This is a genomic window from Pseudomonas sp. S2_B10 (assembly GCF_054668425.1).
Genome location: NZ_CP162768.1, coordinates 3805690 through 3819796 on the forward strand (window position 1 = coordinate 3805690; position 14107 = coordinate 3819796).

Annotated in this window: 10 protein-coding genes and 1 pseudogene; 10 read left to right on the plus strand and 1 reads right to left on the minus strand. The window is 55.2% G+C overall.

Annotation, left to right across the window (positions count from 1 at the left end):
* Positions 1-95: 95 nt before the first annotated feature.
* Positions 96-683, minus strand: coding sequence for a GNAT family N-acetyltransferase (locus AB4O45_RS16935; RefSeq protein WP_460160339.1), 588 nt, complete (start codon positions 681-683; stop codon positions 96-98).
* Between the two features lie 357 nt (positions 684-1040).
* Between AB4O45_RS16935 and AB4O45_RS16940 the strand changes: the two genes are divergently transcribed.
* The 10 genes and pseudogenes from AB4O45_RS16940 to AB4O45_RS16985 form a co-directional block, all read left to right on the plus strand.
* Positions 1041-1976: an amidohydrolase family protein gene (locus AB4O45_RS16940; protein WP_236169275.1), complete on the plus strand. Its 936-nt coding sequence runs from the start codon at positions 1041-1043 to the stop codon at positions 1974-1976.
* A gap of 37 nt (positions 1977-2013) precedes the next feature.
* On the plus strand, positions 2014-2988 hold the full coding sequence (locus AB4O45_RS16945; protein WP_236169276.1) for an alpha/beta hydrolase: 975 nt from the start codon (positions 2014-2016) through the stop codon (positions 2986-2988).
* A gap of 246 nt (positions 2989-3234) precedes the next feature.
* Entirely contained in the window at positions 3235-4146 is a 912-nt protein-coding gene (locus AB4O45_RS16950) for a GlxA family transcriptional regulator (RefSeq protein WP_460160340.1), read from the plus strand.
* A 323-nt stretch (positions 4147-4469) separates the two neighbouring features.
* Positions 4470-5159: an ABC transporter permease gene (locus AB4O45_RS16955; RefSeq protein WP_236169277.1), complete on the plus strand. Its 690-nt coding sequence runs from the start codon at positions 4470-4472 to the stop codon at positions 5157-5159.
* Complete coding sequence (locus AB4O45_RS16960; RefSeq protein ID WP_236169278.1) at positions 5156-6154, plus strand: ABC transporter ATP-binding protein; 999 nt, start codon at positions 5156-5158, stop codon at positions 6152-6154. Before AB4O45_RS16955 ends, AB4O45_RS16960 begins: the two co-directional genes overlap by 4 nt.
* A 2-nt stretch (positions 6155-6156) precedes the next feature.
* Positions 6157-6825: an ABC transporter permease gene (locus tag AB4O45_RS16965; protein WP_041477903.1), complete on the plus strand. Its 669-nt coding sequence runs from the start codon at positions 6157-6159 to the stop codon at positions 6823-6825.
* A gap of 54 nt (positions 6826-6879) precedes the next feature.
* Complete coding sequence (locus AB4O45_RS16970; RefSeq protein WP_460160341.1) at positions 6880-7683, plus strand: glycine betaine ABC transporter substrate-binding protein; 804 nt, start codon at positions 6880-6882, stop codon at positions 7681-7683.
* 1339 nt (positions 7684-9022) lie between these two features.
* Positions 9023-11113 carry a DEAD/DEAH box helicase gene (locus tag AB4O45_RS16975; protein WP_460160342.1) on the plus strand — a complete coding sequence of 697 codons (2091 nt, stop codon included), beginning with the start codon at positions 9023-9025 and terminating at the stop codon, positions 11111-11113.
* Positions 11113-12480, plus strand: coding sequence for a DNA-processing protein DprA (locus AB4O45_RS16980; protein WP_460161510.1), 1368 nt, complete (start codon positions 11113-11115; stop codon positions 12478-12480). The genes AB4O45_RS16975 and AB4O45_RS16980 overlap by 1 nt, the downstream gene beginning before the upstream one ends.
* Positions 12481-12551: 71 nt before the next feature.
* Positions 12552-13103: pseudogene (locus tag AB4O45_RS16985) on the plus strand (IS66 family transposase); the annotation flags it as partial.
* Between the last annotated feature and the right edge of the window lie 1004 nt (positions 13104-14107).

Below are 14107 nucleotides of genomic sequence, written 5' to 3' on the forward strand. Positions count from 1 at the left end.
TGTTGTTCTTTTGAGCCAGCAGGGGTGTTAGCAGGTCTGTATCGGCCGCAAACCCGAGAGCTGAAAGGATTTTTGTCGGACAGATTTCGCGCAACTCAACCCAGGCGCCGCGACCAGCGCTGATCCGGCGCCTCGAACCCCGGATTGACCAGCGCCGTCAGCACATGATCCTGCCAACGCCCGGCGATATTCAGATACGCCTTCGCATACCCCTCGCGCTCAAAACCCAAGCGGTCAAGCAAACGCGCACTGCGCTCATTGCCCGGAATGTAATTGGCCATGATCCGATGCAGATTCTGCACATCGAACATATAACCAATCCCCGCCTCCAGCCCCTCCTGCATCAAACCCTGCCCCTGATGCGCCTCATCGATGTGATAACCCAGATAACACGCCTGAAACGCCCCACGAATAATCCCGCTGAAATTGCACGCACCGATCATCTGCTGACCGTCCGACGACAGCAGCGCGAAATGCATGGCTAACCCGGCTTCGAAAGCACTGGCCTGGATCTCGAGGCGACGGCGGATGTTGGCGGTGGAGAAGTAGTCGGTGGTGCGGATGGGCGACCACGGCGCCAGGTGGCGGAGGTTGCGCTGGTAGAACGCGCTTTCGAGCTCGGCTTGATCGGGAGAGAGGATCGCCAGCGTCAGGCGCGGGCAGGGCAGGGATAACAGCGGCATCGAGCGCTCCTTGGCGAGGGATCTGCAGGGAGAGTCGCGCATATGGGGGGGAGCGGCAAGGTGTGCTGAATGGCAGACAAAAAAAAGCCCGCTAGGAGCGCGGGCGAACCGTAGTTTCTTGAATGAGCGGGGGGATTTTATCGGTTCGCGGGGTGGGGGGCGGTGAAGAAAAATTCATGTCGAAACAGGCGCATCAATTTCTCGCCATGCTTTCTGACGGGCCGCTATCCATAAACCGCTAAAGGCTTCAATGCCTGCAAAATCAAGCGATGAGTTTCAGAACATCTTTGCTCACACATTGGCGCATGGCGAAAATTTGATACTAGACGTCGAGTTGGCGGGAGCGACGAGGGGCTGATGACGATTACTGTTTTCGCACAAAAGCAGGAAACAATAATCATGCTGCCGTCGATTGAAAGAACAGACAGTCACGTTCATTTTTTTACTTCGCGAGACCTGTGCCGAGTGTCCGCTGCGCTGCCCTATGCATTACCTGCGTCGCACTCGCTGACGGCTTATCTGGACAACTTGATGGATGCCGGTATTACTCCGACGCTGATCAATAACGTCCATCTCAGTATTCTGCCGGACTCGGATAACGTATTTGCCTCGTTTGACGAACTCAAGAATCTCCAGGCAGCCGACCTTCAGCGCTTCGGCGGCGTTAGGTTGGTGGGAACGATCAAGGCAGACCCGGCTTACGCCACAAAAGAACGGCTCTCGCATCCACAAGTGATTGGCGCCCGCATCGTGTTGCACGATGCACCGCCGGAGAGCGTTTCTCCTACCCAGTTCAGTAATGAGCAATGGCTGGCGTTTTATCAACGCCTGCAAGCGCACCAGCATCTGCACATTTACGCGAAGGAAGCCGAGACGAATTTGTGCGTGTTGCGCCAGATCCCTCGCGATGTGCGGGTCATCATCGATCACCTTGGCACTTGCCACCCCGAGCGCGGCATCACCGAGCCTGCCTGGATCGCGCTGCTTGCCGAAGCCAGCGTACGCGGCAACGTGTGGTTCAAGGGGCCTGGCTATCGGACCAGCAGCCGTCCCGAAGAAACCGCTCGTTTCGTGACGCAAATCGTCCGCGCCGTCGGCGCAGACAAGATCCTGCTGGAAGCAACCGATGCGCCTCATGTCGGAACGGACAACGAGGGAGTCAAGTATTCCGAGCTGTTCGATCCGAACAAGGCGTTCAACTTTGTAGATGCCGTTGCACGGCATGTTTCCCAAGCAAGCGAAATTCCTGTTGGCCAACTTCTGCGAGGAGCGTCTGGCCAGTTGGCAAGTTGATCTACGCCCACACCTCTCACTTCGAGATCACTCAGAAATGACGAACATTACAACAAGAGAAATCAACTTCAGCGTCAACTACGGCGATGAAACACTCAGCCTCAAAGGCACGGTCTTTCAACCGGAACAACACGACGCGCAATCGCAAAAACTGCCACCGGTAATTTTCAACTCCGGCTTCACCGGCGGAGTCACGATGTATGGCCAACTGTTCGGTCGCGCCCTGGCGGCCCTTGGTTATCGGGTCATGACGTACGACGTGGCAGGCTTCTTTTCCAACAAGCACATCCGTAACACCATCGAGTCCGGCGATAAAGTCATCACCAACGTCATTCTCGAAGACCAGAAAGATGAAGTGTTGGGGGCCGTTGCGTGGGCGCGGGAAAATTTCGGTGAGATGCCGGTAGTCGCATCGTGGGCGATGGGCTCGGTGGCAAGCCTTGGTGCGGTGGCTGAACTCGCCGCGGCCGGCGCCGAACAGATCCGCTTCTGGGTGCCGATGAGCTACACCAACATCCGCAAACTGCAGGCCTTGCGCGCAGATCCGGCGGCGGCCGATGCGGGCATTGCCAAACTGGCCGATGACGCGCCGATCCCGCCGTTCGACACCGGCACCGATGAGACCCGACTCGGTTACTACCCGCTGGATCCTGAAACCCAAGCCTATGTCGACCAGCAACTGGGCGGCTACACCGAAGCGGGCGGCGCGGACCGTTGGCCGGGCTGCACCCACGTGACGGCTAAGTCCTACACGTCCTATATGCAATATGACCCGGAGCAATCCATCGACGGCGCAACAGGCTTCCCGCCGGCGCTGATCATCCATGGCGCTGACAATACTTTGCACATGCCATCGGAGTCCGTGCGTCTGCATCAAAACTATCCGGGCGATGCCGGCCCGCATGCATTGATCATTTCGAAGATGCAACATGGTCAGCAGAATCAGGCCGACCACCCGGTGTTCAAATCGATGATCCAGAGCATCGACCAAGCCATCCGCGCGCGGGCCTGATCCGCTCGCCATCGTCCTGCGAGACCTCGGGTATCGAGGTCTCGCAGCGATTCCCCAGCCTCGCGACGCTTGTTCCTGTCTGGCTGAATGCGTGCCCAGCCCCTAACATGCGGGTCGAAAGCCGTTGGCTCTAACGGCTGGCCCCCATGAAAGGATCTGGCGATGACAGCCCCCATCGATTCAGCGACGTCTGTGAATAACTGTACGACCAAGCGAATCGGGCTGCTCATTCTTCCGCAGTTTTCCATGATGGCGCTGGCGGGTGCCAGCGAGCCGTTGCGTGCGGCGAATCGGCTATCCGGCAAAACGCTTTATGAGTGGACTCTGCTGACTGAATCAGGCGGCCCGGTCAGCTCCAGCAGCGGCATCGAAATCCACACCGTGCCGGTTGATCAAGCGCCGGAACTGGATCGCGTGTTCGTTCTGGCGAGCCTGGACATCGAGCATCAGAAACCACCGAAAATCCTGCGTTTCCTCCAGCGTGCCGCTTCTCGCGGAATCACTGTAGGCGCACTCAGCACCGGCACCTTTATCCTCGCCCGCGCCGGATTATTGGAAGGCAAGCGCTGTACGTTGCACTGGGAATCCTTCGGCCAGTTTTCCGAAGAGTTCCCGACGATCGAAGTCACCCGAGAGCTCTACGTCAACCACGACAACCGCTGGACTTGCGCTGGGGGTACGGCGGCCATCGACCTGATGCTGGCGCAGATCGCGCTCGATTTCGGTAACCAGCTCGCGGCGAGTATCGCCGAGCAATTTCTGCACGCGCGGATACGTGCACCGGAAGAGCATCAGCGAATGTCGATCCAGTGGCGGTTCGGCATCCACGATCGCCGGCTGACCGCCGCCATCGCGTTCATGGAAAACAATCTGGAGAACATCGTTGGCATCGAAGAAATTGCCGACCGCTGCAATCTCTCCCATCGGCAACTCGAACGTCTGTGGCATCAGCACTTTGGCATGACGCCGAAGAAGTTCTATCTGGAGCTGCGATTGAACGAAGCCCGGCGGTTGCTGCGTGAAAGTACCCAGCCCATTGCGTCGATTGCCTACAGCTGCGGGTTCGTTTCGGCATCCCACCTGGGTGCTGCTTACCGTCGTGTCTGGGGCTGTACGCCCGGAGAAGAGCGGCGGAAATTTGATGATGCTCACTCCTGATTCCTTTACTCGGAACATCCTCCATAAATCCTCCGGACCACGCACTCCGCGAAATCCCATAGCTAGCTAATGACTCGGCCCGCCAAGCGAAGAGCTCCGGCGAGCCTGTTCATTTGACGACCGTGCTTACAGCTATTTGCCATCACTGCAAAGTGCTGCGCTTCATGCGAGCTGGTTGCGTCACGTCGATTTTTCGATAGAAATCGTCGAACTCCAAGCTCAGAGTGCTTGCACGGGCGCGGTACTGTTTCGTCCAGACACGGCGTTCACTCCAGATGCGCGACCGATAAAAACAACAATGACGTACAGAAGGCACAACCCTCATGGAAACCTTGAGTTTCATTCTGGAAAACGCTGGGCTGATCGGTCTGCTACTCGGCCAGCACCTGTTCATCGTGGCGATGGCGGTGGGGCTGGCAATTCTGACCGGCGTGCCCGTGGGGATCTTCATTTCCCAGCACCCCAGAACACGCCGTTGGGTCCTGGCCTTCGCCGCGGTTCTGATGACCATTCCCTCCGCCGCGCTGTTCGGGCTGATGATTCCGGCGCTGTCGCTGATCGGCTACGGCATCGGCGTGGTGCCGGCGGTCATTGCGCTGTTTCTCTACTCCCAGTTGCCGATCATCCGCAACACCACCACGGCGATCGCCAACATCGACCCTGCCTTGCGTGAAGCCGCCATCGGCATGGGCATGTCGACCGGGCAACGACTGCGCAAGGTTGAGCTGCCGATTGCGGTGCCGCTGATCATGGCCGGGGTGAGGATGGCCACCGTGATCAACATCGGCATTGCAGCCATCGCTGCTTACATCGGCGCCGGCGGCCTCGGCAGCCTGATCATTCGCGGCATCGCGCAATCGGATACTCGACAGCTTCTGGCCGGTGCGATCGTCATCAGTGTCATCGCCATCGCCGCCGATTATGCGCTGTACGGCTTGCAGCGCCTGCTGACGCCCAACGGCTTGAACAAGAACAAACTGGCCACCGGCCGAATGAAGGAAGCGACGACGTGATCCAGATCGAGAACCTGAACAAGCAATTCGGCGCTATCACGGCGGTAGAAGATGTCTCATTCAATGTCGAAGAGGGACAGATCTGCGTACTGCTCGGGCCGTCGGGCTGTGGCAAAACCACGACGCTGAAAATGATCAACCGACTGATCACGCCGACGTCCGGCACGATCAAAATCAATGGTCGCGACACCTCCGAACTGGACAGCGTCACCCTCAAACGCTCGATCGGCTATGTGATCCAGCAAGTCGGCCTGTTCCCGAATATGACCGTCGAGGAAAACATCTGCGTCGTGCCCAATCTGTTGGGCTGGGACAAGAGCAAAAGCCGTAAACGCGTCGCCGAGTTGCTGGAAGTGGTCGCGCTGGATCCGGCGAAATTTCTCAAGCGCTATCCCTGTGAGCTGTCCGGTGGGCAACAGCAGCGCATCGGCGTAGCGCGGGCGCTGGCTGCGGATCCGCCGGTGATGCTGATGGACGAGCCCTTCGGCGCCATCGACCCGATCAACCGCGAAGTGATCCAGGACGAATTCATGCGCATCCAGCGCCTCGTCAACAAGACCGTGTTGTTCGTCAGTCACGACATTGATGAAGCGGTGAAGATGGCCGACTGCGTCGCCCTGTTCCACAACGGCAAAATCCAGCAATTCGGCAGCTCGGATGATTTGCTCGCCCGACCCAACAGCGACTTCGTGGCGAACTTCATGGGCGGCGATCGGATCATGAAACGCTTGCGCCTGCTGCGCGCGGCGGACGTCGTCAGCAAGATCGCGCCGCGCGAACACATGCAGATCGTCGGCAGCAACAGCGCCATCACCGCGCACTCGCACCTGATCGTCAAACCGGGCGATGACCTGCGCCAGGTGCTCTCGCAACTGCTCGGGCGCGGACAGGACTGGGCGCTGTGCAACGACAGCGACGGACGCTTTGTCGGCTATGTGCATCAGGCTGACATCCTCGCGCGACTGGTTGAAAACATCACTCCGGCGGTGCACTGACCATGGCGGACTTACTCAACCGATTCTGGCAGGGGCTGCAGTTCTACTGGGGTGACATCAGCTACCTGACCGTCCAGCATTTGCAGATCGTCGCCGTCAGCGGCGTGTTGGCCATCGCCATTGCGCTTCCGTTGGGTGTGTGGATGAGCCGCCCGGCGAACCAGCGTTATGCCATGGCCAGCATGCAGGTGCTGAACGTGGGGCAGGCGATCCCCAAACTCGCACTGTTGGCGTTGGCCATGAGCTTGATCGGCGTTGGCAGCGGGGCGGCCATCATCGGCTTGTTTGTCGCGACCTTGCTCCCCGTCGCGGTCAACACTTACGAAGGCTTGCGCGCGGTGCCGCAGCATCTGGTCGAAGCAGCCGAAGCCATGGGCATGACGCCACGAGAAACGCTGTGGAAAGTCGAAATTCCCAATGCACTCAACGTGATATTCGCCGGCATCCGCACCGCACTGGCGATCAACGTCGGCACGGCGCCACTGGCCTTCCTCGTTGGTGGCGGCGGACTGGGCGAGCTGATCTTTACCGGAATCGACTTGAACGACTTCGGCATGATGCTCGCCGGCGCCCTATCGACCGCGCTCCTGGCGATTGCCGTCGATCTGGGCTGCGGTTTGATTCAAACCGTTGCAGTCTCCCGAGGCTTACGCATGGCCGGCCGCCAATGAATCCGAACACCCTTCACCTAAATCAATAACATGAGGTGCACGATGATTAATCGAATGCTGGCCAGTCTGATCTTCAGCTTTAGTCTCGTTGCCGGTGTTGTCGGCAACGCGTCTGCCAACACCACAATTGTCGTCGGCGGCAAGAAATTTACCGAACAGCAACTGGTCGCCGAAATGACCACACAACTGCTGCGCGCCAACGGCTACAAAGTTGATAAACGCGCGGACCTAGGGTCATCTGTACTGCGCGCGGCCCAAGAGAACGGTCAGGTTGATGTGTACTGGGAATACACCGGCACCTCCCTGATTACTTACAACAAAGTCACCGACAAACTCAGCGGAGAGGAAACCTACAAGAAGATCAGCGAACTGGACGCGCAAAAGGGCATCACTTGGCTGAATCCTTCCAAGGCCAATAACACCTACGCACTGGCCATGCGCAAAGTCGACGCCGAAAAGGATGGCGTCGTCTCGATCAGCGATCTGGCAAAAAACATTGAAGCGGGCAAATCGTACAAGTTTGCGTCGAATGCCGAGTTCTTCTCCCGGCCCGATGGCCTGCGTCCTCTTCAGGAGGAGTACGGGTTTGAATTCGAGCGGAAGAATATTGTGCGGATGGATGGTGGGTTGACCTATCAGGCACTTAGGGATGGTCAGGTGGATCTGGCGTTGGTGCTGTCGACTGATGGGCGGATACCGGCTTTTGGGTTTGTGGTGTTGAAGGATGATAAAGGGTTCTTTCCTGGCTATGCGTTGACGCCGGTTGTTCGGACAGAGGTGCTTGAGGCGAATCCGAAGGTTGGGGAGTTGCTGAATGCGCTTTCTTCCAAACTGGATGACGGGACGATTGGGGGCTGAATTCGCGGGTGGATGTGGGGCGGGAGGCTATTGAGGGGGTGTCTAAAGCGTTTCTGCAACAAAGCGGTTTGCTTTAGTGTGCGGCGGTGGCGGGAAGCTATGATCTCGCTATAGGTTGTCCGGGACGGATCTAGCCAAACCGTGAATGTCAAAGTGGATTCCGCCCGGCCAGTGATACCAGCTAGACGAGCTCATGTGCCCACTTATAGCTGCTGTACAAGAAAGGCCGACTGTCCTCCTTTTTGGTCTCCACGACCCTCAGGCGCACCTTCGTGCCTACTGGATAGCCCCGGATTTCTCTAGAACACTCTATCTTCATGTTCTGGGCAAAAGACTCTCCGCTGGCTGGTCGAACACCATTCTTGCGCCGGGCTGGGTCATAGAAAACTTCCGCGATGATTGAGACGTACTCTTCTGGATCGTGCCTCAGCTCCCAAGTCATAGCCGCTCCTTGAACCATAGGGTTGTTGAAGTCTGAGTGAAGATCAGCCAATCCCCGCTGTCAAAACCTCAAATATGATTCGGGTTGGAGCCTGACGTCGTGCGGAGCAAGTCCTTGGGCTTGCGGCTTTGAATTTTCGCGTCTGAAAGGCATGTGACTTGAGCTTCCCTAGGCATTCCATCGCTGTTTGTGTAGTCAAAACTTTCCCGGTCATGGGCTTGGAATACCTTTCAAAATGGGTCTGCATGAGGCGCTGTGGAGCTCAATGGCCCTGAAATCCCCGTATTTACTGGATTCCAGGCCAAAAAATAGACGTCCGTGGACGTCTTTAGAGGCCGGGGTAATTTGAATCGATCACTCAACCTATTGAATTAGAAAATAATTTATCGGTTAAAAAATAATCATGGAATACTTTTTGGAATACCGATTGTAAAACTTTCTAAATCCCTATTTTTGCGGCGATCCAAAGCTTGCTCCCATGATAGCAGCTCAAATCAAGCTTACGGGCGCAGTCACTTGACTCCTACTTGGCGGTGAGCCGGCTTGTAGCTGGGTTTATATTAAAATAACTGTTTGACTTTAAACGTTATTTTTCCGGATTGAGAATTTGACCCACTCTTTAACCTTCGTCGCCTCCAATGAATTTTTCCAGTGGTTGTGGGCTTTTTAGGGGGAGAGATCAGCCGCCTTCTGCCATAGGCTCGATACCGCATTCCCCCCCAGGTACTCCTCGCAAAAAAAGCTGCTCGAAGTGGCCTACATTGTCCGACACGCTCTGATAGGGTATGCGAGGAGGTGAGGGGCTCCTGCTCTCCGTTCGTTGCGAGTTAACGGGTTGAGGAAAGTGGATGACTCGAACCTTGCTCAACGGATCAGCAATCACCTATCTGACGGTAAATGGAGAGCAATACCATGGAATATAATGCAGCGCGTGCTTTGGAGCTCCTGCGTTTAGGTTCGGGACGACTCGATGCTACCTTCCGGGATGGCCAAGAAGAAGCTATACGCCACATCGTTGAGGGTAAGGAACGCTTGTTAGTCGTTCAGAAAACCGGCTGGGGTAAGAGCTTCGTATATTTCATTGCTACGAAGCTGCTAAGGGAGGCTGGCGCTGGACCTGCGTTACTGATCTCGCCATTGCTGGCTTTGATGCGAAATCAGGTTGTAGCGGCAGAGCGAATGGGTGTCCGAGCGGCCACGATTAACTCAGACAACAGGGAAGATTGGGCTGCGATTGAACGCCGGCTTATTGCCGGTGGCATTGATATCCTCCTGATATCGCCCGAACGCCTCGCTAATGATCGTTTCCGTACCCAGGTTTTGGCGCTGATCGCTGCACAAATCTCCCTGCTAGTTATCGATGAGGCGCATTGCATCTCCGATTGGGGGCACGACTTCCGCCCACACTATCGATTGCTGGAGCGGATGGTCAAAATTATGCCTCCCAACCTTCGTTTGCTTGCTACCACCGCTACGGCAAACAATCGGGTTATGGATGACTTAAAGGCGGTGCTTGGTCCCAACATTGAGGTTGTTTGTGGAGATCTCAATCGTGCATCACTTTCGTTGCAAACCATCCGTCTTCCTCGCCAAGAAGAGCGTCTTGCATGGCTTGCTGAAAGGTTGGCCGCATTGGATGGGCACGGCATCATTTACACATTGACCGTGCGAGATGCCCTCCTAGTAGCGGGATGGTTGAAATTTCAAGGCTTTAACGTCGAAGCCTATACGGGGCAGACTGGTGATCGTCGGGAGGAATTTGAGCTGGCCCTGTCTAACAATGAGGTCAAGGCTCTTGTCGCCACACAGGCGTTGGGCATGGGTTATGACAAGCCCGATCTAGCGTTTGTGATCCATTATCAAATGCCAGGTTCCGTGGTCGCTTACTACCAGCAAGTTGGTCGTGCGGGGCGTGCGTTGGATGCTGCCTACGGTGTGCTACTCAGTGGTGAGGAGGAGACTGAAATCACCGATTGGTTTATCCGTAGCGCTTTCCCGACGCAAGAGGAGGTCGGGGAGGTTTTAAGTGCGCTTGAAGATGCACCTGATGGCTTATCTATTCCGGAGCTGCTCAGCAAAGTAAATCTGAGTAAGGGGCGGGTCGAAAAAACTGTGGCGTTGCTTTCACTGGAGGCTCCAGCGCCTATCGCTAAACAAGGTGCTAAGTGGCAACTTACCGCGGCAAACCTTAATCAAAGCTTTTGGGATCGCGCAGAGCGGCTGACCTCGCTGCGACAGGGCGAACACCAACAGATGAGGGACTATGTCGGGTTACCATTCGGCCAACATATGGCGTTTTTGATTGATGCACTGGACGGAGTTCCTGGTACGGTCAAGAAGCCAGCTTTACCTCCATTGCCCAGTGCAGTGAATCTTGGCTTGGTCAAAGATGCGGTCGCCTTCCTGCGGCGTACGAGTCTTCCCATCGAACCTCGCAAAAAGTGGCCTGATGGCGGAATGCCGCTATATGGCGTAAGGGGGCTGATTCCGGCCAATTGTCAAGCCCAGCCCGGTAGGGCTCTTTGTGTATGGGGAGACGCCGGTTGGGGCAACATTGTGCGAGATAATAGATATATTGACGGCTATTTTTCCGATGAGCTTGTTCAGGCATGTGTCGAAATGATTAAAAACTGGGGGCCAAATCCCGCTCCAGAATGGGTTGCTGCGATTCCGTCTTTGAAGCATCCAGATATCGTACCCAATTTTGCAAAAAGGCTAGCCAGTGCGTTAGGTCTACCCTTTTACAATGTCCTCGCGAAGACGGAGGACAGGCCAGAGCAAAAAACCATGGCAAATTCTACTCAGCAGGCCCGCAACATTGATGGGTCGCTTAAAATCGATCAGATAATTCACGCGGGACCGGTGCTCTTAGTTGACGACATCGTCAACTCTCGATGGACTCTAACTGTCGCAGCTTGGCTGTTACGAGAAGCCGGTTGCGATGAGGTTTGGCCTATGGCCCTTTCACTAACTGGCCACGATGAATGATGTCACCTCTTTCACCCAATACGCAGGCGATACTGTTGCTTACGGCACCGCTAATTGTTGGACGTGGCGTGCAATCGCCAGACCTACTATCGCCTGCCGAATACAGGCGTTTAGCTAGTCATTTACATCAGATCCAAAAACAACCTGCCGACCTTCTTACCGCGGAATCCACTGAGATCCTTCGTTTATGTCGGCCAATAGCTGATGAAAGTCGACTACAACGGCTGCTGGGACGGGGCTTCTTGTTGAGCCAGGTCGTCGAGCGATGGCAGACGCGGGCTATCTGGGTCGTTAGTCGAGCTGACCCTGAGTATCCGCGACGTCTTAAAGCTCGCCTTCGTGCTGATGCGCCAGCAGTGCTCTACGGGTGTGGAGATATTTCGCTGCTTGAATCGGGTGGGCTCGCTGTCGTCGGGTCGAGGAAAATCGACGATGCATTGGTCGACTACACCATGTCGATCGGCGGGCTGGCAGCTTGTGCCAACAGAACACTTATATCGGGAGGGGCCAGGGGGGTTGATCTGGCTGCAATGCGTGGTGCATTGCAGTCTGGTGGCAAGGTTATTGGTGTTCTAGCGGAAAACTTAGAGCGAACTGCCATGAGTCGTGAGGAAAGGAATTCCTTGCGTGATGGAAACTTAGTTCTCGTTTCTGCTTATGATCCTAATGCCGGCTTCAACGTTGGTCATGCTATGCAGCGTAATAAACTCATTTATGCGCTGGCCGATGCATCTTTGGTTGTTAATACGGACCATAACAAAGGCGGGACATGGGCTGGTGCTGTGGAGCAGTTGGATAAGCTCCAGTATGTGCCTGTATTTGTTCGATCGACGGGTGAGCCCTCTGCCGGCCTTGATGCTTTGGGTAATCGAGGGGCGATACTTTGGCCGAATCCTCAGGATGCCGAAGCCTTTAACCAAATATTCGCGATCAAAGTTTCTAGCACCGACGTGCCTCAGCAACCAGAACTCTCATTATCGCCCTCTGATGAAATAGAGAGCTTGTCGGTATCTGAGTCAATGACGGAGTCGCAGAAGTCGCTAGAAGCGTCTTATGAACCTTTACTTCCTATAAATACTAGTGTCGGCAGAGATGCTGTTGAACCGACGGTAAAAGTTGTGTCTGAAGTAATGGATTTCTTCCCTGAGGTACAGGTGGATCATGCTGATTTACTTTTTGCGACGGTAAGAGAACTGATTAAAAAACTACTGATAACCCCGACAAAAGATGCTGATATTGCTGCTGCTTTAGACGTAACGAGCGGGCAGGCAAAAGCATGGCTTCAGCGCCTCGTTGAAGAGGGTGTTGTCGAAAAGAAAAAGAAGCCTGTGGGCTACGTCGTTAAGCGATCTGAGTTGTTTAAGTAGCGCTGTAGGTGGTCAATCGTTCCGATAAGGCCGACTGCGCGGCAAAACTCATCGAAAAGAGGCCTACGCCTCTCGGCGTCACCGAGATCTGCTGCGTGGCCCAGGCGTGTCGCAAGTTCTTCGAATTGCACGCCACCAACGACAGCCAGCCCGCCGAATAGGCCTTGCGCTACATCCAGCTGCTTTACGAAATCGAAAGCGAAGACCAAGACTTTGAAACGGATTTATGCCGCCGAATACGGCAAGAAAAAGCTGTACCTGTGTTGGATGCTCTGCATGCTTTTATGATCGTCAAGCACCAAATTGTGCACGACGGTTCGGCGAAAATCAAAGCTACGGATTACGGCCTCAAACGCTGGACGGCGCGATCTCGATCATGGGGCCGTACCCAATGACAATGTTTGGTGCCAGAACAAAATTCAACCGTGGCAGGTCGAAAAAGCTGGCTTTTTGCCGGTTCGCTGCGCAGCAGCAAACGGGCGGCGGCGAACATAAGCTTGATCCAGTCGGCGCGGCTCAACGAGCATGATCCGTATGCTTATTTGAGGGACGTTCTCACGCGTCTGCCGACGCAGCGGGCGGGTGATATTGCGGAGCTGTTGCCGCATAGGTGGCAACCGGTTCAGTTACGCAACATGGGATGCTGGACGCATACGAAGGCTAAAAGGGAAATGTACTACATGGATCTCGTTCTTTTGCCGCAAAGCGGCGGCAGCGATCTAAAAGATATCTATCACCGCGCATTTCGCCAGGCTGAAGAGCTTTATATTCTGAGCGCTTACCTGACTGAGTGGGACGTTGATCTAGAGCTGGGTCGCCGTTGCAAATCATTTGCCTTCATCGTGGGGAAAGATTTCGGGATCACTAGGAAAGCCGCCTGCGAAAAGGTCATTCAATGGCTACCGAGGTACCGGCACACTCAGTTTTTGGTTGCTGAGTTAATTGACGGTTTCCATCCGAAAGCCATCTTTTGGCGTGAATCGGATGGAAGATGCTATGCGTTGGTGGGATCGTCAAACCTCTCAAAAGCAGCGTTTGCCACTAATCATGAGGTGAACGGTTATTCAAAAATCTCCAAGAAAACCTATGACGCAGCGAAGCAGTGGGTATTAAGGCTGAAGGACTCATGCGTCATTCTCAACCAAAGTTGGTTGAACGGATACCGAGAATCGAAACAGTCCATTAAGTCAGCCTCCGCCAAAGAGGATCCGGACATGTCGAGCCGGGTCTTTAACTTGCAGCTACCTTCGCTAAAAGCGGTAGCCCAGCTAGGTAGTGCTTTGGATTTCCGCAGAAGTCAGATACTCACCTTCGAACATCACCAAGCCGAGTTGGTGCACCTGCTCAAATCTGCCGCACGGGCCCGGATTTGGTCTGACAGCAAAAATGAAACGTTTTATCAGGAGTTCCGACAGCTTTGGGACTTCGGTGACGGGAGCCGCTTACAAGCAAATGGATGGGAGCGCCGGGGTAAACAAAGCGACTTTCGTGAGTTTGCTAGGTCGCTCGTTCGGGTCTTGGAGGCCTCCTCACAGGATCGAGACGAGGTGGTAGTGATTGAGATCAATCGCCTTACAGAAAAGAGGGTAGAGACACGCAGGTCTGTATTCACAGAGATGCTTTGTCA